Here is a 20,236-nt window from a genome sequence, read left to right on the forward strand (position 1 = left end):
ATGGCTGATGCAGATTTGAAATAAAGTTTCGATGTTTCCCCCTTTGGATATGGTCTGAAGGGGGTGTTTGTGATAGGGAAAAATATAGAGAAAATCGTCTCTGTACATTGATCATATGATTGAAAATTATGAAAGTTTTAATCAATCCACGCTTTTGTTAGAATCGTTTATAAATGCATATGTGTGCCGGGAGGGTGAGTTATGCGTTTTGGTGGCTCCATATTGAGAGTGGCTGTACTGATCATGGTTATTGCTGCCTTTATCACGCATTAACGGGCTGTAATACCCCCACCTCTAAACGTCGTTAACCCAAATACATAAAGGTGGTGGATAAACAGCCCGTATATTCCTGATTCGTTCAACTAACATTCAGTGGAGAGGAAGGAACCCTCACTGAATGAAGTTTCACTTTATCGGTTGGGCGTTTTTTGGTTGGGATTTTTAAATAAAGGAGAAGCTTATGATTTGGTTTGGAGTTATTTTGATACCGACAGCTGTCATTGTCTTTATTTTATCGAATATCATATCCTTTTTTATAATTAATATATCCGTCAGTCTCATTCTTTTTATCAGTTCCATTATCATCGCAGTGTTAGCTGTTCTTTTCATTTTTATCGGTGTTTTAAAGGATAGAATAAAGGAAAAAAAGGAGGAAGACCAAGATGATCTTAGTCAATACTGAAACGGTTCCTGGATCCGACATAACGGAAGTGCACGGAATGGTTCGAGGCAATATTGTTCAAGCAAAAAATGTCGGAAAAGATCTTGTCGCTGGTTTCAGAAATGTCGTGGGTGGAGAAATGAAGGAATATACAGAAATGCTGACCGAGTCCAGACAAAAGGCGACACAGCGAATGGTTCAGGAAGCAGAAAAATTAGAAGCCGACGCGGTCGTTAATGTTCGTTTTGTCACGTCACAGGTTGCCAGTGGGGCGGCAGAACTTTTGGTGTACGGAACTGCGGTCAATATTCAAAAGAGATAATTCTAAACTCGGGGGTTTTGCCCTATGAATCCCATCATTCTATTTGATGGCGAATGCCATTTTTGTGACCGGAGCGTTCAGTTCATTATAAAAAGAGATAAGAAAGCTGTTTATAAATTTGCGTCTATACAGAGTGATGTCGGCCAAAGGATTTTAGACAAATGGGATGCCCCTTCGGACGTCGACAGTCTGGTTTATGTTTCAGACTGTAACTATTACGTTAAATCGTCAGCAGCGCTAAGGATTTGTAAACATTTAAAAGGGTTATGGAAATTATGCTTTCTCTTGTTGGTGGTGCCAAAACCGTTACGTGATCCATTGTATACAGTCATCGCAAAGAATAGGTACAAATGGTTCGGGAAAAAAGACAATTGTTCGCTGCCATCTCCTGAAATGAGGGATCGATTTTTATGAAGAAAGTGATTTTGGCAGGAGGAACCGGATTCATCGGCAACTATTTTAAAGAACAATTTATGGAACGAGGGTATGACGTACATATCATATCACGGCATCCTAGTTATATTTCCTGGAATGATGAGTCAGCAATCATAGACGTATTGGAAGGCGCGGAGCTTTTAGTCAATCTTGCTGGTAAATCTGTCAATTGCCGATACAACGAAAAAAATAAGAATGACATTATGAATTCCAGACTAGAAACAACCAGCATACTTGGCGAAGCTATCTTATCTTGTGACAACCCGCCTAACGTTTGGATGAATTCGAGTACAGCAACCATTTACCGACATGCGGAGGATCGTCCGATGACAGAGGAAAATGGCGAGATTGGTACGGGATTCTCGGTTGATGTCGCTGTCAATTGGGAGAAAACCTTCTTTAGCTTTGACTTGCCTGAAACAAGACAAATGGCTTTGCGCACGGCGATTGTGTTAGGTGAAAATGGCGGCGTTATGACTCCCTATCGGAACTTAGTTAAATTTGGGCTTGGCGGTGCACAGGGGACGGGCAATCAAACATTCAGCTGGATACATATAGAAGATTTATTTCAGATTGTTCTTTTTCTCAAGGACAGAAGTGACTGCAGTGGTGTGTTTAATTGTTCTGCCCCCAACCCAGTCAGTAATCAAGAGCTGATGAGGGAACTGCGAACGGTGATGACTATACCGCTGGGACTGCCCTCCCCTAAATGGCTGCTTGAAATGGGTGCTGTCTTTATCAGGACTGAAACGGAATTGATACTGAAAAGCCGTTGGATTGTTCCGGAAAAATTGTTGAATAAAGGTTACACATTTACGTTTGAAACACTTCACCAGTCGTTGCAAGATATCCTGCAAGAATGATTCATTACCAAAAAATCGCGATAAACAAACTTATAAAGTGAAAGGCAGTGTTAGATAATATGTAAAAATAATGGCTTAATACAGTTTGGGTGCTTGTAGCGGCTATGTCTATACTGATCGGCTGATTATTGAAAGGTTCATCAATTTAACACCTGTTTGGAGAGGATGTTCATGGAACGTTTGGCTGTTTTTTGTGGATCCAGCGAAGGAGCTTCAGATAAATATAAACAAGGAGCTGTTCAGCTTGGAAAAGCATTGGCGAAAAAAGGGATAACGCTTGTGTACGGCGGTTCAAGTGTCGGATTGATGGGAGCGGTGGCTAATGCGTCCCTGGAAAACGGTGGACAAGCCATTGGCGTAATTCCCGAGATGTTAAAGGACCGAGAATTGGCGCATCCCGATTTAACGGAATTATATATTGTCCAGTCCATGCAGGAGCGAAAAGCAAAAATGACCGAATTAGCGGATGGTTTTATCGCTCTGCCGGGAGGGCCGGGGACATTGGAGGAATTTATGGAAATCTTCACATCAGCTCAGCTGGGGATCCATGACAAACCTTTTGGACTCCTGAACACGAACCATTATTATGACCCTCTCATATCCCTTTTTAATCATATGGCCGATCAGCAATTTCTGGGTGAAACATATCGTTCGCTTGCTCTTGTAGACGCATCGCCCGAATCTCTGATTATAAAATTAAGTGCTGCCAACTGTTAAAACGTTTGATAACAATGGTGAACGAACGTTTGCATTGGAGCAGCGGCTTAAGCCGTTTACCTTTTAATTAATTAATTATCTTTGTACGCTTATTTCACAATCATGACAGGGCAATCCACGCGCTTAGCTACCTTGTGACTGACACTCCCCAATACCATTTCCTGCAGTGTATTTAATCCACGGCTTCCTATGGTAACAACATCGTATTGATGGTCATTGGCATAGTTGACGATGGTGGGTCCTGGTTCGCCATGGAGAAAGACCACGTCATACGTGATATTGGCATGCTTTGCTTTTTGTTCAATCATTGCCAGTTTTTCTTTACGCTTTTGCGATGTGTCTTTTCCCCAGTTATCAATGACTTGTTCTTTGGAGTCCTTCTCGTCAATGACGTAAATGATATCAACTTGAGCATGTTGGTTGTAGCTTGCCAGTTCCATGGCTTTTTCCCCTGCGCGAATAGCGTGTTCTGAGCCGTCCGCTGCTAAAAGAATCTTCTTAAACATTAGATATTCCCTCCAGCCTCAACTTTAAAACGATGGGTTATGACAGTTTAATTATTTTTACATTTTAACTATTATAGCATGACGTATGACCATGAAGCATTATGTACAAGGAACCAAACGAAAAATAAAGGAAAATGATAATGATCACGTTTTCAAAGGCTTCACAAATACCTTAAAACAAGATATAATACGTTTTGTTCACAACGGTCCCGACTTTCATGAGAGTTGAAAGTCATCATATACTAAATTAGAAAGAGGTGCTTCATGAACAGTAACACCATTCAATCGTCGTGGTTCGGCAACATCAAAGGTGATGTTCTGGCTGGAATGGTCGTAGCAATGGCGTTGATACCTGAGGCGATTGCTTTTTCAATTATTGCCGGTGTTGATCCGATGGTCGGACTGTATGCATCATTTTGTATTGCTGTTGTTACGGCTTTTGTCGGTGGACGGCCGGGTATGATTTCTGCAGCAACAGGTGCAACAGCATTATTAATGGTTACATTGGTCGCCGAGCATGGATTGCAATACTTACTGGCAGCTACGATTTTAACCGGGGTATTGCAAATTTTAATGGGCGTTCTCAAGCTTGGACGTTTAATGAAATTTGTCCCGCGCTCGGTTATGGTCGGTTTTGTAAACGCCCTGGCTATTTTGATTTTTACCGCACAGCTCACCCATTTCAAAGGGGAGTCCTGGTCGATGTATGCCATGGTTGGCGGCGCGTTAGCTATTATTTATATTCTTCCCCGCTTTACAAAAGCCGTCCCATCACCACTGGTAGCAATCATTGCTGTTACCGTTATCGCAATTATGACAGGCAGCGAGGTCCGTACAGTAGGCGATATGGGAGAATTAACACAGGCGTTGCCATTTTTCCTTATACCGGACATTCCTTTAAATTTCGAAACGCTGCAAATTGTTTTTCCATATTCTTTGTCCATTGCGATTGTAGGACTTGTGGAATCATTACTGACAGCGTCCATTGTCGATGATATGACCGATTCGACCAGTGATAAAAACAAGGAAGCCAAAGGTCAAGGAATGGCGAATATGGTATCGGGGTTCTTTGGCGGCATGGCAGGTTGTGCGATGATTGGTCAGTCGGTTATTAACGTGAAGTCAGGTGGAAGAGGCCGACTGTCTGCATTAACAGCAGGTGTGTTCCTGATGGTATTAATCATGCTGTTAAACGACTTTTTAGTAAAAATTCCGATGGCTGCACTGGTCGGTGTCATGATTATGGTGTCCATTGGTACATTTGAGTGGTCATCGCTAAGGACGATTCATAAAGCACCGCTCAGTGATACAGTAGTTATGATAGCTACCGTCGTCACCGTTTTGCTGACACATGATCTGTCAAAAGGCGTTTTGGTCGGAATTATTTTAAGTGCGATTTTCTTCGCAGCTAAAATTTCCAAAGTAAACGTTACTGAATTGGCGTCCGATGCAGCTGCTAAAAAAGTCTATCGCGTATCAGGACAATTGTTTTTTGCTTCAGTAACGGAATTTGTAGAAAGCTTTGATTTTAACGAGTTTGTTGAAGACGTTAAATTAGACTTAACACACGCGCATCTTTGGGATGATTCAGCCGTTGGTGCGATTGATAAAGTCGTGATGAAATATGAACAAAACGGTGTGAAAGTCCAATTAAGCGGGTTGAATGAGGAAAGTAATAAACTGCTGGAAAAACTGACAACTCGTCCAAAAACCGAGAACCTGAAAGATGTCATCAATGAATAATAACTTAAAAAAAAGCATCCATGCTCGATTGAAGCATCTGGATGCTTTTTTATTTTTTGTCAAAACGTTGCACATTTCCCGGGAAATAATGTGGAAATGCGTCGACGTATTTAGCAAAGGTGAAGCTGTCTCATGGTATCGGCCTAAAGTATTCACTATCCCCGTCTCAGTTTTTTTAACAGTTTTTTTCGGTAGGATGGGTAAACTGGATTATGGTGCAGTTTTCGATTTTGAATGAAATCATCAACCTGTTTGTTTTTTCTGGTAAGACTGGTATCTTCTTCACCAGTGGCATAGGTCATCAAATCCCCGGTTGTTGTGCGTTCGCCTGAATGTTGTTCGTTATCCGGAACGAATCCTGCATTTTTAAGCATTTTGTATGCTTGATTAAGTTCTGGTGATAGACCTGGGAGCTCATCCCGCAAATCGAGTTTTTGCCCCTTCCCCGGCAAATTGTCAAAGTCACCATTCTCAATGGATTCTCTAATTTTGTCTTCTACAATCAAGTACATAGTCAACCTCCCCCCTCAATTGAATTGACGGCAATTCAGTACACGGCTAAACAACCAAAAATGTCCTTTAAATTAACCCGTCTCGCATATGATAAAATCCTTCTACGCTTACGTTCGTTTTCTCGGGAAAATTCACGCTAATTTCTTCCAAATAGTACACGTTTATAACCTTATTGTACCACAGAATGAAATGGTGTTGAGGAAGTGTATTGTGATTGATTGGCTTTGAAAGATCGTTGAGACCTACGAATTATTGTTTATTTGTGATATCTGTTTTTCAGCCATATATTCATTGGCGGCCTCCAGTTCTTTATGTTCATCCACTGAATCGCCAGCAGGATTGTCCTCTTCGTTAAAAGGATGATTAGCATCCAGTCCATCGCTAACGCTTAATTCGCCGTCCATATTGGCCTGTGTTGGTTTATTAAATGTCTTTTTACGTTGTTTTTTCATTTTATTCACCTCACCACTTAACTTGTGTAGCATTGAGATTTTTATAACTTCTGTTTAACCATTGTATTACGATGCACATCGTAATACAATAATGGAAGAGGTGATAGGAAAATGGACCGTGAAATTATGAAGGGTAGCATTGATATTTTGTTGCTTAATTTGCTGAATGGAAAAGATATGTATGGTTATGAAATGGTAAAAGTGTTAAAAGAAAAAAGTGAACAACTGTATAACATGGGAGAAGGAACGCTTTATCCGGCACTGAAACGGATGGAGAAAAAACAGTGGCTTTATTCCTATTGGTATGATACAGATCACGGACGACGGAAGTATTACCGGATAACAGATGATGGGAAAGCAGAGTTAGAAAAGAAGTTGAATGAATGGAACAGTGTTCACAATCTCATTACGAAGACATCGGGGGACCTATCATGAACCGGCTGAAAAAGCATGTTCAAAAAATGCTGGAACAAACACAGAGTGCCAATGGTGAAAGGGAAGAATTGTGGGAGGAGCTTCTCAACCACCTGGAGGAAGCGAAACAGCATTATATGGATGAAGGTTTGACAGAAAAACAGGCCGAAAAGCGGGCAATTGCGGAGTTTGGAAATTCTAATAGCGCAGGTCATCAGCTGCAGGAGGCAATGTATCCATACCAGCGCGGGCTTTTGTATGTGATGGGGATAGGGACGATTTTGTTTGGTGTACTTTATTTTGTGAATGCGGCGTTTTTGCAGCATGATCCCATTCCCGTTTGGCTTGCGATTCAGTTTTTCACCGGAAGTCTTATTACATTGGCTGCTATTAATATTTCGTTTGCAGGACGGTATTTTTATCTGCTGCATTTAGCGTTGTTTGCTAACGTTATCTGGAATGGCATTAATCTTCTAACCATACAAGGATCCCAGTGGCAGATCATCATATTCGGTATTTATGCACTGCTTCTGGTCGGAATGGGGATCGTTGCCATCATTCGTAATTCGTATTTTTCAAGCAACCTGATAGATAACAAACAGCAAAAGCACGGACTTGTGTTGACCAGCTATATAGTGAATTTGTTGTTTGGTATTGCTGTCGTTTGTGTGAGTTTGTTCTTTCTTTGGGCGTATTTTTTCGCTATGGGGAGAAGCCTGTTTGCCCTTTTGACTGTTACTCCGATTCTGATATGGATTATCATTTATAAATTTCAAATGGGTTACATTGCAAGGAAACCGTTAATTTCTATGATGACGGGATTTGGTTTTTCAGTGTTGTCTATCGCTGTTCCTTTGTCCGTTCTGATTCTTATCCCTGGAAGGTGGCTGTAAGATATGTCGCTAAAAATGAAAAATATCAGTTTTATCATCGGTATGCTTCTTTTATTCTTTGTCCTGTGGGGAACCGGTTCATTGGCTGAAGCACCTGAAGGGTTTACGGGCTTTGGGCAGGAAACCGATATTTCTCCGGATGACAGTGAACTTGTTTTTTCGTACTTTCATGGTGATGATAGCGCATTATATACTGTTCCTGTCGACGGTGGTAAGGCTGAGCTTGTTAAAAAACCAGCGGAAGGGAAGTCGTATAGCAATCCGACATTCTCTCCGGACGGTGACCAAATTGCCTTTATTGAAAAATGGAAAACTGACGAGCGCCGGTACTATCAATTGCGCATTTTTAACCGTAAAAGGCAAACGATAGAGCAGCGGATCAATGCAGACGGCTATGTAACGGAAGCAGCGTTTTCCCCGAATGGGCAGTCTTTGTACTTTTTGAAAGCGGATGTGTTCAAGAGTTATTCGTCGATTACCGGCGCACGACCGCATGAATTTGATATTTTCCGGATGGATTTGACATCCGGTGAGACGGAGCAGCTTACAGACAAAAAGGCATACACCATGTCATCACTTGAGGTGACATCTGATGGAAAACAGCTTATGTATCGAACGAGTCAGAAATCGGCTGATCAACTTGTCGTACGCTCCATCGACAGCAATCATGGAAAAACGATTGTCCCTGAGGGTGATTTTGCTTCCGATTCTCGTATTATTTCATCACCAGCACTGTCGCCTGACGGGAAGCAAATGGCTTTCACCAGTGTCGCCACGAAAGACGAAAATGGTACGTTCATCTATGAAGCCTTTAAAATGGATATGGAAACAAAACAGGCCAAGCAGATGACCTCATTTTATGAACACGTGACAAATCCTGTATTTTTTCATAATCAGGATAAGCTGATTGTCACCGTTGACAATAATTTCGCTGGGGGAGAACCAGACAACAGTTATTGGCAAGTCAGCATGGATAGCGAAGAACGCCATCGCGTGTCGATTGAAATGCCCAAGGAAAAGGGACAATAAAATGTCCCTGCTGATTATTGAAAAAACGTTTCTCCCAGTTCAAATAGCTGTCTTTTAAACGATTTTTGTGTACAATAGTAGTCATAAGATATGAACAATGAGTCACTAGACAGCGTTGAGGAGGAAGCGGTTTTGAAAGTGGTTGGCATATCCGGATCGATTATTGGATCAAAAACACGTATTGCTGTTAAACATATTTTAAGTACCATTGACCGGCGCAATGAAGAAATAGAGACGGAATTTATTGATTTAAGTGCGTATCAGCTTGTATTCAGCGATGGCCGGGATTATCGGGATTATACAGGTGATACCAAAGAGGTATTGCAGAAAGTGATGGAAGCGGATGCGTGCATTATTGGAACGCCGATATTTCAAGCATCGATCCCAGGAACGTTGAAAAATTTATTCGATTTACTTCCGGGCGATGCTTTTCAAGGTAAAGTTGCAGGTATTGTTGCAACGGCGGGATCCGGCAGACATTATCTGGTACCAGAACATCAGTTGAAGCCGATTTTATCCTACATGAAGGCCGTTATTATTCCAAAGTATGTATTTGTGGAAGAAAAGCATTATTACCAAAAAGAAATTGTCGACGAAGATGCATGTAACAGACTTAACAGGCTTGCCGATGAAATGGTTTATGGAATCAATGTGCTTTGCGAGATCACCAGGTCAAAAGGATCGGCATTCCCATTTTAGTTTAAAATAAATTAATTCCGTAAATGGTAGAATGTTTGATAAATCAACACGATTGAATGAAAGGTTTGCTGTAAGATGACGATTCCGGTCCTTTATGAAGATAACCATTTGCTTATCGTTGAAAAACCGATCAATATTCCTGTACAGGAAGACAGCACCGGTGATAAAGACGTATTGACGATGCTAAAGGAAGATATCAAAGTCCGTTACCAAAAACCGGGTAATGTCTACTTGGCACTTGTTCACCGTTTGGACCGTCCGGTTGGTGGTGTGATGGTTTTTGCCAAAACCTCTAAGGCCGCGTCACGTCTGTCCGATGCCTTGCGAAGAGGTGCCTTTGATAAACACTATTTGGTTGTTGTCAGAGGCAGTCCTTCAAAAGATCAGGCATTGCTGGAGGATTATTTATGGAAAGATAAGCGGGAAAACAAAGTGCATAAGGTTTCACCAAAACAAAAACAGGCGAAAAAAGCAGTGTTGGCTTATGAAGTTATCGGAAAAACGAATGGCTTTTCGCTGCTTTCCGTTAAACTTCATACTGGAAGGCCGCATCAGATTCGCGTTCAGCTTGCATCTATCGGCTGCCCTATATATGGCGATCAAAAATACGGGCAGGATGTGAACCGCCCCGGACAGCAGATTGCTTTATGGTCTCATACATTGTCCGTGGAGCATCCGACGACAAAGGATATGACCTCAGCTAATTCGTTGCCGCCTGGGGTACATCCGTGGAACTTATGGAACGATTATTCCCAATAAAGGAGATGGTATCGTGGCAGAAACGCTTCATTCATTCACGATTTCAACGTATGAAAAACAGGCTTTCGTCAATCTAGACCGCTATGTGGACGACGTTCTTGGTGAAACCGGTGTACGTGATGGCATCATGGTCGTCTATTGTCCGCATACAACCGGGGCCATCACCATCAATGAAAACGCTGACCCGGATGTTAAAACGGACTTGAAACATGGGCTTGACGAAACGTTTCCGAATAAACCGGCTTACATTCACATGGAAGGCAACTCGGATGGTCATATGAAGTCATCGGTTATCGGAGCAAGTGAAACGTTAATAATAGCAGAAGGCCGTCCTGTACTTGGCACGTGGCAGAGTGTTTATTTTTGCGAATTTGACGGACCACGAACGAGAACCGTTCATGTTAAAGTTGTAAAAGGATAAGGAAAGCAAGACAATCTAAATGAAGTCACTGCTGTTTCGTTGATAAATGAAAAGGAATATCGACACTGCGGTGTCTGCAGAACAGAAAAGAATGGAGTGATTAACATGACTGAATTAAACGAGCTTCAGTCGAATCAGGAATTAACACAGGCGTGGGAGCATTCTGTGGAAGAACCGGTATTGGTGTTCAAACACAGTACAACGTGCCCGATCAGCGCCACTGCGTTTGAACAGTATCAAACGTTTCTTGAGTCAGCGGGAAACGATCTGAATAGCTATGTGATTAAGGTGATTGAAAACCGGGATATATCCAATCAACTAGCGGAGGATACCGGCGTGAAACATGAGTCGCCACAGGTTTTTCTGATCCGGAACAAGGGAGTGCTATGGCACACTTCGCATTCGAATATAACCGCTGACGCGATTGCCGGTGCCATGCAACGGGCAAGGTAACCGTGCGATATTCTTACCAGTCTTAACCATTGGTATACGCAAGCATCACTTCCCTGTTCAAGTATAAATGCGTCCCATTTCGACACACTATGACTGATTGAATAAGAAAGGGTGTGTCATGGTTATGATTTATTTAAAAACACTTGGGATAAAAGCAATTGCAATTGGCATCACCGTTTTATCATTATTTGGGATATTTTATTATGCTAATCTGATGAACTTATTTTGGATCAGTATACTGCTAACGGGGGTTACGTTTCTTGTTGGCGATTTATTGATACTCCGGCGTTTTGGCAATGTTACAGCATCAATCGTTGATTTTCCGCTGGCATTTTTTGTTCTTTGGTTATTGGGGTCACTGCTTATTGAAGCCAGTATTCCATTGGTGAGCATTTCGTTGATAGCGGCTTTTTTCATTGCATGTTGTGAACCATTTATCCATACGTATATAGAAGAAAAAACGGAAGAAGACAACGAAGGTGGAGCGAAACCATCACCGGACACTGGTCGGATGCAGACAGAATTTGCTGAGGAGTTTGAATTCGATAAAAATGAAAACCGACACGACCATTTGTGAATAGCTTGGCCTTTGTGATCATCGTGACCTTTGTTATCTGAATAAAAAATAATTATTATTTTCATTCTTGGCAAGAGTCATGTATGATAGGAAGAAAGAGCCTTATGGATGCAAAGGGAGAGGAAAAATAGTGGAAATTTTTGATGGGGGTTCCGGTAGCGGCCGAAAAAAAACATTTAATAAAAAGTGGAATTGGATTGGTTATCTGGTACTTGCTCTTATCCTGGCTTTGATTGTCATTTTTTTCAGTATCGGACTTATAACTGATTATATTTGGATGGATACGCTCAACTATGCGAGTGTGTTCACGACCGTTTTGACAAGCAAAATTCTTTTAGGTGTTTCAGGATTTGTGTTGTTTGCAGTAGGCACATTCATAACGTTGTATTGGATTCGGCGATCGTACATAAAACATTTTGATTCAAGTCAGTTGCCGCCGATCCTGCTGAGATGGAAGCCCGTTATGCTGATCATGTTAGCCATTTCTGCATTGGTAGGCTTATTCGGAAGCAGTGTTATACAGGGCATTGGCTGGGAACGAATGTTGAAATTTATCAACCATGTTACATTCGGAAAGACAGATCCTTACTTTAACATGGATATATCGTTTTATGTTTATGTCCTTCCGTTTTTAAATTTCGTCGTGTTCGTTCTGCTTGGATTAGCTATCTTTTTCCTGTTGGTGCAAATTGGTGCTTATTCGGTTTTTCATATGTATCGAGTGAGTCGTTCCGCGCAACTGCATCTGGGAGTGACTCTTGGTTTCATTGGGTTATTTTTAGCCGGCTATCATGTTTTACAGCCATTCGGAACATTGTCAACGAACCAGGTGAACTTGTTCCAGGAAAGCGTTGTGACCGGTTTGAGTTACACCGATGACGTCATTAATATCCCCAAGTCTTATGTGTTGGCGGCAGTGGCGATTATAATGGCTGTTTGGATGATCGTTGCTCTGATCCGGGGGCGATTACGATCTGTTATGATCCCCATTATTGCCTACATAGGGCTTGCCGTTATTGGACAGGGCGCATCGGTTGTTGTGCAGAATTTCATTGTTTCACCAAATGAGTTTTCAAAAGAAAAACCTTATTTGGAGGATAATTTATCCTATACTAAAGCCGCATATGACTTGGATAGCATTGCAGAAGAGCAGCATCCCGGCAACCATTCTCTGAGTAAGGAAATGGTTGAACGTAACAGCGGCACCATTGATAATGTGCGGATGAATGACTCACGGCCATTGTTGGACGTTTACAATCAATTGCAAACGTTCCGAACTTACTATGAGTTCAATGATGTCGATATTGACCGTTACCAGGTTGATGGTAATTATGAGCAAGTATTTCTGGGTGCAAGAGAGTTGAATACAAAAGATCTTCCAAGCCAGGCAAAGACTTGGGTCAACCAGAATTTGCGGTATACGCATGGTTACGGGATGGCGATGAGCCATGTTAATCAAGTGACGGCACAAGGGCAGCCGAAATATATGTTGAAAAACTTGCCCCCTGAAGGCGATTTGGATGTCAGTCGACCACAACTTTACTTCGGTGAAGAACCGTATAAGAATGTTATTGTCAATAGTGAGGTGGAGGAGTTTGACTACCCATCAGGCGATGAGAACGTAGATACCAAGTTTAAAGCGGACACTGGTATCCCACTAAGTGGAATCAATCGACTTCTCTTTGCCTTGAATGAGGGAACATTCCGTATGTTAATTTCGGATCAAGTAACAAGTGACAGTCAGCTTTTGGCCACCAGAAATATTATGGATCGTGTGAATCGTATTGCACCGTTCTTCACATATGATAAGGATCCATACCTAGTGGTTCGTGATGATGGAACTGTCGTCTGGATGCTTGATGCTTATTTGAGTGCAGAAAACTACCCATATTCGGAATCATTTCAAGGACAGACCAACTACATCCGGAATTCGGTGAAAGTGTCCGTGGATGCTTATACAGGTGAAGTGAATTTTTACATGGCCAATCCTGATGATCCATTGATGCAAACATTCAAAAATATATTCCCGGATTTGTTTACTGAAGACATTCCTGACGACATTAAAGCCCATTTTCGATATCCTGAGAAGCTGTTCACTGTCCAGGCTTCTATGTATGGGACGTACCATATGTCCGATTTGGAAGTATTCTATAACCGGGAAGACTTTTGGCAGTTCCCAACGGAAAAATATTTCAACGAAGATACGGAGATGGAACCATATTATACGACTTTGAAATTGCCGGATCAGGAAGAGGAAGAATTTATCCTGATGATCCCGTATACACCAAAAAACAGACAAAACATGATCGCTTGGATGGGCGTACGCAATGATGGCGAGAATTATGGGGATATGTTCGTCTACCGGTTCCCGAAACAACGGAACATATACGGTCCTCAGCAAATTGAGAACCGCATTAATCAGGATAGTGAAATTTCACAGGAATTGAACTTATGGTCCCAGGGCGGATCAGAAGTGATACGGGGAAATCTGCTTGCTATACCGATTGAAGACACGGTTCTGTATGTGGAGCCAATCTACATCGAATCAAATAATGAAACATCGCTGCCGGAAGTAAAACGGGTTGTCGTTGCTTATGAAGACCAGATTGTTATGGATGCCAACTTCGATCAGGCGCTTGAGAAGATATTGAAGAAGGTGGATCCTGGCATGGAAGATGATGAAGATCAGGAAGACGACAAACCGGATGATACGCCGGACTCATCGAAGCCGATTCTCGATGCTGAAGAACAGTTGAAGGAATTCTCTGATAAGTTTAAGGCTTATAAACAAGCATTATCAGAAGGCAACTGGCAGGAAGCTGCTGAAATTATGGATGAACTGGAAGGTATGCTGGAGAAAAAACAAACGCCGGATCAACCGGAACCTTCCGATAACCAGCAGTCATCCGGAAACAATAACAACCCTAACAATAGCGATGCAACCAACGAAACAGAATAATAGCACTAAGAAACGGGATGGGCTGTGGCTCATCCCGTTTTTACACAGGAATTAGTTGATCATTCCAAAAAAAACAAACAAAGAGACAATGATTGGCTGTCCTTTTTGTTATAATGAAAGAAACGGGTGCGGGGGAGATGGGCATGTGAACGGTGATAATCTGGCATGCAATCAGTCATCACAGAAACTTTGTGTCTCAATGGTACCGATCTTCAATCACTTGGACCATCAAGAACAGGCTGAGTTAACCCGGACAAGTAGAATCAAGACATATGCTGAAAGTGAAATGATATTTCAAGCTGGTAAACCGTCCGGCTATTTAGTCACCCTTGTCTGTCACGACTCGCATTTTGTTTATGATTGGAGCGAAACATCAACATGAATAACTATGAGCAAACAGTGTATCATGAGTTGATAAGATGGCGACGAAACGTGTTGAAGCGGTCAGGACTTTTCAAGCAACTATCCAAAAAGACGCAGACAAAAGTCAATGATATGATCCCTGAGAAAGTTCACAGTATGATAACTGCAAGCATAAAAAGCATGGTGAAAGCAACGTTAACCGGCTCGGAAATGACAACAAACAAAAAAGCAGCAGCTGCCTCAAGTCTGTTCGATAAAGATACGTGGCTTAAGGAAAAGTGCGCTTCGTACCGGAAAACAGCTGTTGCAGAAGGAGCAGGAACTGGTGCGGGTGGCTTTTTCCTGGGCATTGCAGATTTTCCGCTGCTTTTGTCTATTAAAATGAAATTCTTATTTGAAGCAGCGGCGATATACGGATTTGATACGCGACAATACGAGGAGCGTCTATTCCTTCTCCACATCTTCCAGCTTGCCTTTTCCAGTGATAAACATCGGAGAGAAGTTTTCCATACTATGGAAAACTGGGAATTTGAAAAGAAAAATCTTGCCGACATGGATTGGCGGATGTTCCAGCAGGAGTATCGGGATTATATGGACGTCATTAAACTACTGCAGCTGATCCCCGGCTTCGGCGCGCTCGCAGGCGCTTACGCCAATCATAACTTAATGGATACGCTGGGAGAAACAGCGATGAATGCGTATCGAATGCGTCTATTAGTTTTCCCGTCGCAAGATTACGATTATTGAGAGAGCAACGCGGGTTTTGAATTATTGAGCCGTTAAGCGTAAGTGGATATTATGAAACGGGGTATTTTCATAGCTTTTTATTAAACCTTTGGCGTCTATATCTTTTTTGGATACTATTTTTTGCGGCAGGGCAATATCGACCGGTTGGTGAAAGGGAAATGGTTCGAGCGCAACAGTCTGTTGATCGAGCCAATGAGCTTTTATTTTGCTATGACTAATCCCGTCCAGTTTTGCAGAAAGTGGTATTCCATCTTTGAAAAAAGGGTGCTCCTGTTCTTTACTGACACCGGGTTCATTTAAACAGGCATATAATGATAAGCTGTCGGCGAGTTGCAGGAATGCGTAATGATTATGGAACCATGTGCTGTTCCAGTCTTTTAGCATTGTCATAAGCCGCTGCTGCCGTTGTTCCTCCTGTTGAACAAACTCCCGTGCCGCTTCTCCCTGTTCCTGCTCCATAAAGCCTTTATAATGCTCACTGCACAATATGGCTGCATACGTATCGTCGCGTTCCACCTCGTCAATACCCTGTTTATAAAGGATGGTCTTGGGGATAGGCGGAAAATCAATAAAAGTGTAAGGGGCCTGTTTTTGGTCATTCCAAAACGGCTGTTGATCAAATGATTTCCAACCAACGTCGTGCTGGCGGATGGCATGTTCCACAGATGGACGCCAGTGCAGTCCAGGAAATAAATCATTTTTCCATTGGATCATCATGTCACCGGAGGCCTGGGCATGGTTATCCTGTTCGATCATTACAAAGTCATTCGGCCGTTCTCTGACGATCATCAGCACTCTCCCCTTTCATTCATGTCCGTATTCCATTTGATACCATATATGTCATTCCGAACTAAAATACATCCTCTTCCTTCATTAATTCGTAACTCACGTCATTTGAATTAGAATGAGTGTAATACATTTTCGAAAAGAGCGTCAACTAATACTGCTTGGACGAGCTTTTTTGTGTTATTATAGGAGGACAAGCGAATAATAAAGGAGGCGGATCACTTGGAAAATTGTCCGATCGATCATTCGCATGATGATGTCGTTACTAAGCTGAATAACCAAAAGGATTTTTTGCCGGTGGAAATCAGTGCAAATATGGATCGGTTTTTGGAACATACGCTGACACAAGAAACATTGAACACACTTTTCCACCTTTTGAAAAAGTATGATCTTGCTTCATATGAGGAGCGGCAGGATCGGAACAAACAACTTCTGTCCATTATGAGCTGATGGCGATCAATAACGGAGGGTGATCATCGCTTTAAATAATGGCAGCCCTTGCAAGAATGGGGAAATTGACTATTGCCACACGCTTTTTTTCGTGTTTAAATAAACCAAATATTATTTATTAGTTGATGGGGTGATGATGTGCAGGATAGTGTAGCAGTTGGACTATTGGGCGTCGGTGTTGTTGGCTCCGGTGTCGTTAATCTTATTGAAAAGCATCAGGAGAAATTGTCGCATCAGCTCGGATGCGGTGTCCGGGTGAAGAGTGCTCTCGTTCGTAATCCGGATAAAGTGAGGGATATCGGTGCTGATATGAATGGCATTACGCTGACAGCGGATGCAGATGCCATTCTCGATGACCCGGAAATTGACGTTGTTGTCGAAGTAATGGGAGGTATAGAAGAAGCGCGTGAATCTATTCTGAAAGCATTTGCTTCCAAAAAGCATGTTGTGACAGCCAATAAGGATCTTGTTGCACTTCATGGCGGGGAACTGCATGAGGCCGCTGAAGAGAACAATTGTGACTTATACTATGAAGCAAGTGTTGCCGGTGGAATTCCTATTCTTCGCGGAATAACGGATGGGTTTGCCTCTGATCATATTGAGCAATTATTAGGCATTGTCAATGGCACGACCAATTACATAATGACGAAAATGAGTCAGGAAGGTCTCAGCTATGACGATGCATTGAAGCAAGCGCAAGATCGTGGTTTTGCCGAAGCGGATCCTGCATCGGACGTTGAAGGCTTGGATGCCGCAAGAAAAATGGCCATTCTTGGACGACTCGCTTTTTCCACCTATGTGAACCTTGAGGATGTGGAAATGACAGGGATTGAAGAGGTGGAAGCAGCAGACTTGCAATATGGTGACAGTTTAGGATTCACTATGAAATTGATAGGTTTCGCCGATTTTGATGGTGAACGGGTGGAAGTAAACGTTCAGCCGGCGCTCATTTCCAAAGAACATCCGTTGGCCGATGTCAAAAACGAATACAATGCCGTTTATGTGTACGGAGAGGCCGTTGGAGAAGCTATGTTTTATGGAGCCGGTGCGGGAAGCATGCCGACTGCAGCAGCTGTTATGTCCGATGTGGTTGCAGTCATCAAGAATATGCATCGGGGTGTTACCGGTGGTCAATTCGTGGAGCCGCGATTTGAAAAACGGTTGAAAACGGCTGAACAGCGTTTTGGCGAATACTATGTCCGGTTCCATGCAACGGATGAAGCTGGTGTGTTTTCACGCATTTCTGCCCTCTTTAATGAAGGCAACATCAGTTTCAAACAAATTCTTCAAAACCCGTCGGAAGAAAGCGGAATAGCAGAGGTTGTCGTTATAACACACAACACATCGCTTCAGAATATGTACGACGCCTTGGAAAGACTTGAAACACTGGACCAGGTAGAGGCGATTAAAAGCTTTTACAAAGTAGAAGGAGATGCTGAAGCATGACATGGCAAGGCTTAATCAAACATTACAGAGAACATTTGCCGGTAACGGATAAGACGCCTGAGCTGTCTCTTCTTGAAGGCAATACACCGCTTATCTATTTTCCTACCCTTTCCGAAGAGTGGGGTATTGAGTGGTACGGTAAAGTAGAAGGCATAAACCCAACCGGTTCATTTAAAGACAGAGGCATGGCTTTGGCCGTTGCCAAAGCAAAGGAGGAAGGGAGCGATGCTGTAATCTGTGCCTCTACGGGGAATACATCAGCCTCCGCAGCAGCATATGCGGCCAGAGCTGGTCTGCAAGCAATTATTGTTATTCCAAAAGGGAAAATCGCACTCGGCAAACTAGCTCAGGCCATGATGTACGGTGCCTCGATTGTGGAGATCGATGGCAATTTTGATGATGCGCTGAAAATTGTTCGTAAAATAACTGAAACAGATCCAGTAACACTGGTTAATTCAGTGAATACGTATCGACGGGAAGGTCAAAAGACAGCAGCTTTTGAAGTCTGTGATCAACTTGGGACTGCACCGGATTTCCTGTCTATTCCGGTTGGTAACGCCGGGAATATCACGGCTTATTGGGAAGGGTTTAAAGAATACAATCAAATGGAGAATACCGGTTTGCCTCGACTATTAGGATTTGAGGCGGAAGGTGCCGCAGCGATCGTGAATAAACACATCGTTACTGAACCGGAGACCATTGCTACCGCTATACGAATCGGCAACCCGGCAAGCTGGGAAATTGCATTGCAGGCCAGAGAAGAGTCTAATGGAACAATTGATTCCGTTACGGATGAAGAAATCGGGGATGCTTATAAACGTCTAGCCCAAAAGGAAGGCGTATTTGCTGAGCCTGCTTCCTGCGCCTCTATTGCCGGGGTTATCAAACAATTTGAAAATGGCACAATACCACAACAGTCCAAGGTTGTATCTGTTCTGACGGGGAATGGCTTGAAAGATCCGCAGACAGCGATTGATCAGCTGGATACAACGACAGTAACCCTGCCGAATGATGAAGCCAAGGTGACCGACTATATCCGGAAGCTGGTGAATGTATGAAGTCTTTCCGGATAAGCGTTCCGGCCAGCTCAGCAAATATAGGTCCGGGGTTTGATTCTCTTGGGGTTGCACTTAATCTCTATTTGACAGTAGACGTATGGGATACCGGCAAATGGGAGATTGAGCAACGATCCGAGCATCTTTCCGCTGATGAAAAGGTGGAGGATAATTATATTCTTCAAATTGCTCGTCAAACAGCGGCACGCTATCATCGAAAACTTCCGGCATGTAAATTGGTCATAAATAGCGATATTCCATTGGCCCGTGGGCTCGGCAGCAGCGCATCAGCCATCATTGCCGGCATTGAACTGGCTGATCAGTTGTGCGAATTGTCACTGTCGCCGGATGAAAAACTTGCTTTCGGCAACGACATCGAAGGTCACCCGGATAATATTGCACCGGCGCTTTTCGGCGGTTTGGCCGCTACAACGGTGGTTGATGGCACTGTTCAGTGGGTACGCATCTCTGATATAGCTGCAGATGTGATCGTGTATATTCCCGCCGACGATTTAAAAACGGAAGCAGCGCGACAGGTCTTGCCGAAGACATTTCCGAGAGCGGATGCCACGAAAGCTAGTTCTGTGAGCAATGTGTTGATTGCAGCACTCTTGTCCGGCGATTTAGCGTTGGCCGGTAAAATGATGGAAGCAGATTTATTCCATGAACCATACCGGGCCGATTTAATTCCGCACTATAGGGATATAAAAGAACATGCCAGCCGAAACGGCGCCTTTGGAACTGTGATCAGTGGAGCGGGGCCAACGATGCTTTCCCTTTTTCCAAAAGGAGAAGCGGGCACCAGTATGCATCGGCTGGAAAAACTATTTTCCGAACATGTTATGAAGCTGCTCACCATTGATCAGGCAGGAACGCAAATAACACCTATCCATTCCCGGCAATATACCGGTAAGAGCCACTAAACAGTGTAGACTGTTTAGTGGCTTTTTTTATTCCGGGCGAGTGAATAATT

At 42.9% G+C, this 20,236-nt stretch carries 25 protein-coding genes; 21 read left to right on the forward strand and 4 right to left on the reverse strand.

Going from position 1 to position 20,236, the window contains the following annotated elements; all coding sequences use genetic code 11:
- The first annotated feature begins 460 nt into the window (after positions 1–460).
- The 5 genes from ACZ5Q7_RS05210 (at position 461) to ACZ5Q7_RS05230 (ending at position 2,998) form a co-directional block, all read left to right on the forward strand.
- Positions 461–682 carry a hypothetical protein gene (locus ACZ5Q7_RS05210; RefSeq protein ID WP_343750814.1) on the forward strand — a complete coding sequence of 74 codons (222 nt, stop codon included), beginning with the start codon at positions 461–463 and terminating at the stop codon, positions 680–682.
- Positions 663–983 carry a YbjQ family protein gene (locus ACZ5Q7_RS05215; RefSeq protein ID WP_343750815.1) on the forward strand — a complete coding sequence of 107 codons (321 nt, stop codon included), beginning with the start codon at positions 663–665 and terminating at the stop codon, positions 981–983. Before ACZ5Q7_RS05210 ends, ACZ5Q7_RS05215 begins: the two co-directional genes overlap by 20 nt.
- 24 nt (positions 984–1,007) lie before the next feature.
- On the forward strand, positions 1,008–1,397 hold the full coding sequence (locus ACZ5Q7_RS05220; protein ID WP_343750817.1) for a thiol-disulfide oxidoreductase DCC family protein: 390 nt from the start codon (positions 1,008–1,010) through the stop codon (positions 1,395–1,397).
- Positions 1,394–2,281: a TIGR01777 family oxidoreductase gene (locus tag ACZ5Q7_RS05225; RefSeq protein ID WP_343750818.1), complete on the forward strand. Its 888-nt coding sequence runs from the start codon at positions 1,394–1,396 to the stop codon at positions 2,279–2,281. Before ACZ5Q7_RS05220 ends, ACZ5Q7_RS05225 begins: the two co-directional genes overlap by 4 nt.
- Before the next feature lie 171 nt (positions 2,282–2,452).
- The gene (locus ACZ5Q7_RS05230) at positions 2,453–2,998 is read left to right on the forward strand and encodes an LOG family protein (RefSeq protein WP_425542331.1); all 546 of its coding nucleotides are present in this window, start codon (positions 2,453–2,455) and stop codon (positions 2,996–2,998) included.
- Positions 2,999–3,087: 89 nt separating this feature from the next.
- Here the strand turns inward: ACZ5Q7_RS05230 and ACZ5Q7_RS05235 are convergent, their stop codons facing one another.
- Positions 3,088–3,504, reverse strand: a complete 417-nt coding sequence (locus ACZ5Q7_RS05235) for a universal stress protein (protein ID WP_343750819.1) — start codon at positions 3,502–3,504, stop codon at positions 3,088–3,090.
- A 264-nt stretch (positions 3,505–3,768) separates the two neighbouring features.
- On the opposite strand from ACZ5Q7_RS05235, the gene ACZ5Q7_RS05240 reads away from it, so the two are divergent.
- Positions 3,769–5,247, forward strand: coding sequence for a SulP family inorganic anion transporter (locus tag ACZ5Q7_RS05240; protein WP_343750821.1), 1,479 nt, complete (start codon positions 3,769–3,771; stop codon positions 5,245–5,247).
- A 155-nt stretch (positions 5,248–5,402) separates the two neighbouring features.
- Here ACZ5Q7_RS05240 and ACZ5Q7_RS05245 read toward each other — a convergent pair whose 3' ends face one another.
- Both ACZ5Q7_RS05245 and ACZ5Q7_RS05250 read right to left on the reverse strand, forming a co-directional pair.
- Positions 5,403–5,759 carry a DnaJ family domain-containing protein gene (locus tag ACZ5Q7_RS05245; RefSeq protein ID WP_343750823.1) on the reverse strand — a complete coding sequence of 119 codons (357 nt, stop codon included), beginning with the start codon at positions 5,757–5,759 and terminating at the stop codon, positions 5,403–5,405.
- A 243-nt stretch (positions 5,760–6,002) separates the two neighbouring features.
- On the reverse strand, positions 6,003–6,212 hold the full coding sequence (locus ACZ5Q7_RS05250; protein WP_343750825.1) for a hypothetical protein: 210 nt from the start codon (positions 6,210–6,212) through the stop codon (positions 6,003–6,005).
- Between the two features lie 111 nt (positions 6,213–6,323).
- Here ACZ5Q7_RS05250 and ACZ5Q7_RS05255 point away from each other — a divergent pair, with 111 nt between their 5' ends.
- The 11 genes from ACZ5Q7_RS05255 to ACZ5Q7_RS05305 all read left to right on the forward strand — a co-directional run bounded on the left by ACZ5Q7_RS05255 (position 6,324) and on the right by ACZ5Q7_RS05305 (position 15,526).
- Positions 6,324–6,647: a PadR family transcriptional regulator gene (locus ACZ5Q7_RS05255; RefSeq protein WP_343750826.1), complete on the forward strand. Its 324-nt coding sequence runs from the start codon at positions 6,324–6,326 to the stop codon at positions 6,645–6,647.
- Positions 6,644–7,519 (forward strand): permease prefix domain 1-containing protein, encoded by an 876-nt coding sequence (locus ACZ5Q7_RS05260; protein WP_343750827.1) that lies wholly within the window; start codon positions 6,644–6,646, stop codon positions 7,517–7,519. Before ACZ5Q7_RS05255 ends, ACZ5Q7_RS05260 begins: the two co-directional genes overlap by 4 nt.
- Before the next feature lie 3 nt (positions 7,520–7,522).
- Positions 7,523–8,548, forward strand: a complete 1,026-nt coding sequence (locus ACZ5Q7_RS05265) for a TolB family protein (protein ID WP_343750828.1) — start codon at positions 7,523–7,525, stop codon at positions 8,546–8,548.
- A 132-nt stretch (positions 8,549–8,680) separates the two neighbouring features.
- Positions 8,681–9,247: an NADPH-dependent FMN reductase gene (locus ACZ5Q7_RS05270; protein WP_343750829.1), complete on the forward strand. Its 567-nt coding sequence runs from the start codon at positions 8,681–8,683 to the stop codon at positions 9,245–9,247.
- Between the two features lie 75 nt (positions 9,248–9,322).
- The gene (locus ACZ5Q7_RS05275; RefSeq protein WP_343750831.1) at positions 9,323–10,006 is read left to right on the forward strand and encodes an RluA family pseudouridine synthase; all 684 of its coding nucleotides are present in this window, start codon (positions 9,323–9,325) and stop codon (positions 10,004–10,006) included.
- Between the two features lie 13 nt (positions 10,007–10,019).
- The gene (locus ACZ5Q7_RS05280; protein WP_343750832.1) at positions 10,020–10,427 is read left to right on the forward strand and encodes a secondary thiamine-phosphate synthase enzyme YjbQ; all 408 of its coding nucleotides are present in this window, start codon (positions 10,020–10,022) and stop codon (positions 10,425–10,427) included.
- A 105-nt stretch (positions 10,428–10,532) separates the two neighbouring features.
- Positions 10,533–10,880 (forward strand): bacillithiol system redox-active protein YtxJ, encoded by a 348-nt coding sequence (gene ytxJ / locus ACZ5Q7_RS05285; RefSeq protein WP_343750833.1) that lies wholly within the window; start codon positions 10,533–10,535, stop codon positions 10,878–10,880.
- A gap of 124 nt (positions 10,881–11,004) precedes the next feature.
- The gene (locus ACZ5Q7_RS05290) at positions 11,005–11,457 is read left to right on the forward strand and encodes a YndM family protein (RefSeq protein WP_343750834.1); all 453 of its coding nucleotides are present in this window, start codon (positions 11,005–11,007) and stop codon (positions 11,455–11,457) included.
- A 130-nt stretch (positions 11,458–11,587) separates the two neighbouring features.
- The gene (locus ACZ5Q7_RS05295; RefSeq protein WP_343750835.1) at positions 11,588–14,416 is read left to right on the forward strand and encodes a UPF0182 family membrane protein; all 2,829 of its coding nucleotides are present in this window, start codon (positions 11,588–11,590) and stop codon (positions 14,414–14,416) included.
- Between the two features lie 145 nt (positions 14,417–14,561).
- Entirely contained in the window at positions 14,562–14,798 is a 237-nt protein-coding gene (locus tag ACZ5Q7_RS05300) for a hypothetical protein (RefSeq protein WP_343750837.1), read from the forward strand.
- On the forward strand, positions 14,795–15,526 hold the full coding sequence (locus ACZ5Q7_RS05305) for an EcsC family protein (protein WP_343750839.1): 732 nt from the start codon (positions 14,795–14,797) through the stop codon (positions 15,524–15,526). Before ACZ5Q7_RS05300 ends, ACZ5Q7_RS05305 begins: the two co-directional genes overlap by 4 nt.
- A 21-nt stretch (positions 15,527–15,547) precedes the next feature.
- On the opposite strand, the gene ACZ5Q7_RS05310 is transcribed toward ACZ5Q7_RS05305, so the two are convergent.
- On the reverse strand, positions 15,548–16,315 hold the full coding sequence (locus tag ACZ5Q7_RS05310; RefSeq protein ID WP_343750841.1) for a DUF3891 family protein: 768 nt from the start codon (positions 16,313–16,315) through the stop codon (positions 15,548–15,550).
- Between the two features lie 219 nt (positions 16,316–16,534).
- Between ACZ5Q7_RS05310 and ACZ5Q7_RS05315 the strand changes: the two genes are divergently transcribed.
- The 4 genes from ACZ5Q7_RS05315 (at position 16,535) to thrB (ending at position 20,186) form a co-directional block, all read left to right on the forward strand.
- A complete protein-coding gene (locus ACZ5Q7_RS05315) occupies positions 16,535–16,762 on the forward strand; it encodes a hypothetical protein (protein WP_343750843.1) in 228 nt (75 codons plus the stop codon).
- Positions 16,763–16,900: 138 nt separating this feature from the next.
- Positions 16,901–18,208 carry a homoserine dehydrogenase gene (locus ACZ5Q7_RS05320; RefSeq protein ID WP_343750845.1) on the forward strand — a complete coding sequence of 436 codons (1,308 nt, stop codon included), beginning with the start codon at positions 16,901–16,903 and terminating at the stop codon, positions 18,206–18,208.
- A complete protein-coding gene (thrC, locus tag ACZ5Q7_RS05325) occupies positions 18,205–19,266 on the forward strand; it encodes a threonine synthase (RefSeq protein ID WP_343750846.1) in 1,062 nt (353 codons plus the stop codon). Before ACZ5Q7_RS05320 ends, thrC begins: the two co-directional genes overlap by 4 nt.
- Positions 19,263–20,186, forward strand: a complete 924-nt coding sequence (gene thrB, locus ACZ5Q7_RS05330) for a homoserine kinase (RefSeq protein WP_343750847.1) — start codon at positions 19,263–19,265, stop codon at positions 20,184–20,186. The genes thrC and thrB overlap by 4 nt, the downstream gene beginning before the upstream one ends.
- The last annotated feature ends 50 nt before the right edge of the window (positions 20,187–20,236 follow it).

The organism is Lentibacillus halophilus, assembly GCF_055395055.1.

What these genes read in the sequence shown, in the direction of transcription:
- ACZ5Q7_RS05305 (WP_343750839.1), top strand. Translation starts at nt 14,795, where the DNA reads ATGAATAACTATGAGCAAACAGTGTATCATGAGTTGATAAGATGGCGA.
- ACZ5Q7_RS05310 (WP_343750841.1), bottom strand. Translation starts at nt 16,315, where the DNA reads ATGATCGTCAGAGAACGGCCGAATGACTTTGTAATGATCGAACAGGAT.
- ACZ5Q7_RS05255 (WP_343750826.1), top strand. Translation starts at nt 6,324, where the DNA reads ATGGACCGTGAAATTATGAAGGGTAGCATTGATATTTTGTTGCTTAAT.
- ytxJ (WP_343750833.1), top strand. Translation starts at nt 10,533, where the DNA reads ATGACTGAATTAAACGAGCTTCAGTCGAATCAGGAATTAACACAGGCG.
- ACZ5Q7_RS05210 (WP_343750814.1), top strand. Translation starts at nt 461, where the DNA reads ATGATTTGGTTTGGAGTTATTTTGATACCGACAGCTGTCATTGTCTTT.
- thrB (WP_343750847.1), top strand. Translation starts at nt 19,263, where the DNA reads ATGAAGTCTTTCCGGATAAGCGTTCCGGCCAGCTCAGCAAATATAGGT.
- ACZ5Q7_RS05215 (WP_343750815.1), top strand. Translation starts at nt 663, where the DNA reads ATGATCTTAGTCAATACTGAAACGGTTCCTGGATCCGACATAACGGAA.
- ACZ5Q7_RS05265 (WP_343750828.1), top strand. Translation starts at nt 7,523, where the DNA reads ATGTCGCTAAAAATGAAAAATATCAGTTTTATCATCGGTATGCTTCTT.
- ACZ5Q7_RS05275 (WP_343750831.1), top strand. Translation starts at nt 9,323, where the DNA reads ATGACGATTCCGGTCCTTTATGAAGATAACCATTTGCTTATCGTTGAA.
- ACZ5Q7_RS05290 (WP_343750834.1), top strand. Translation starts at nt 11,005, where the DNA reads ATGATTTATTTAAAAACACTTGGGATAAAAGCAATTGCAATTGGCATC.
- ACZ5Q7_RS05250 (WP_343750825.1), bottom strand. Translation starts at nt 6,212, where the DNA reads ATGAAAAAACAACGTAAAAAGACATTTAATAAACCAACACAGGCCAAT.
- thrC (WP_343750846.1), top strand. Translation starts at nt 18,205, where the DNA reads ATGACATGGCAAGGCTTAATCAAACATTACAGAGAACATTTGCCGGTA.
- ACZ5Q7_RS05220 (WP_343750817.1), top strand. Translation starts at nt 1,008, where the DNA reads ATGAATCCCATCATTCTATTTGATGGCGAATGCCATTTTTGTGACCGG.
- ACZ5Q7_RS05260 (WP_343750827.1), top strand. Translation starts at nt 6,644, where the DNA reads ATGAACCGGCTGAAAAAGCATGTTCAAAAAATGCTGGAACAAACACAG.
- ACZ5Q7_RS05235 (WP_343750819.1), bottom strand. Translation starts at nt 3,504, where the DNA reads ATGTTTAAGAAGATTCTTTTAGCAGCGGACGGCTCAGAACACGCTATT.
- ACZ5Q7_RS05230 (WP_425542331.1), top strand. Translation starts at nt 2,453, where the DNA reads ATGGAACGTTTGGCTGTTTTTTGTGGATCCAGCGAAGGAGCTTCAGAT.
- ACZ5Q7_RS05240 (WP_343750821.1), top strand. Translation starts at nt 3,769, where the DNA reads ATGAACAGTAACACCATTCAATCGTCGTGGTTCGGCAACATCAAAGGT.
- ACZ5Q7_RS05245 (WP_343750823.1), bottom strand. Translation starts at nt 5,759, where the DNA reads ATGTACTTGATTGTAGAAGACAAAATTAGAGAATCCATTGAGAATGGT.
- ACZ5Q7_RS05225 (WP_343750818.1), top strand. Translation starts at nt 1,394, where the DNA reads ATGAAGAAAGTGATTTTGGCAGGAGGAACCGGATTCATCGGCAACTAT.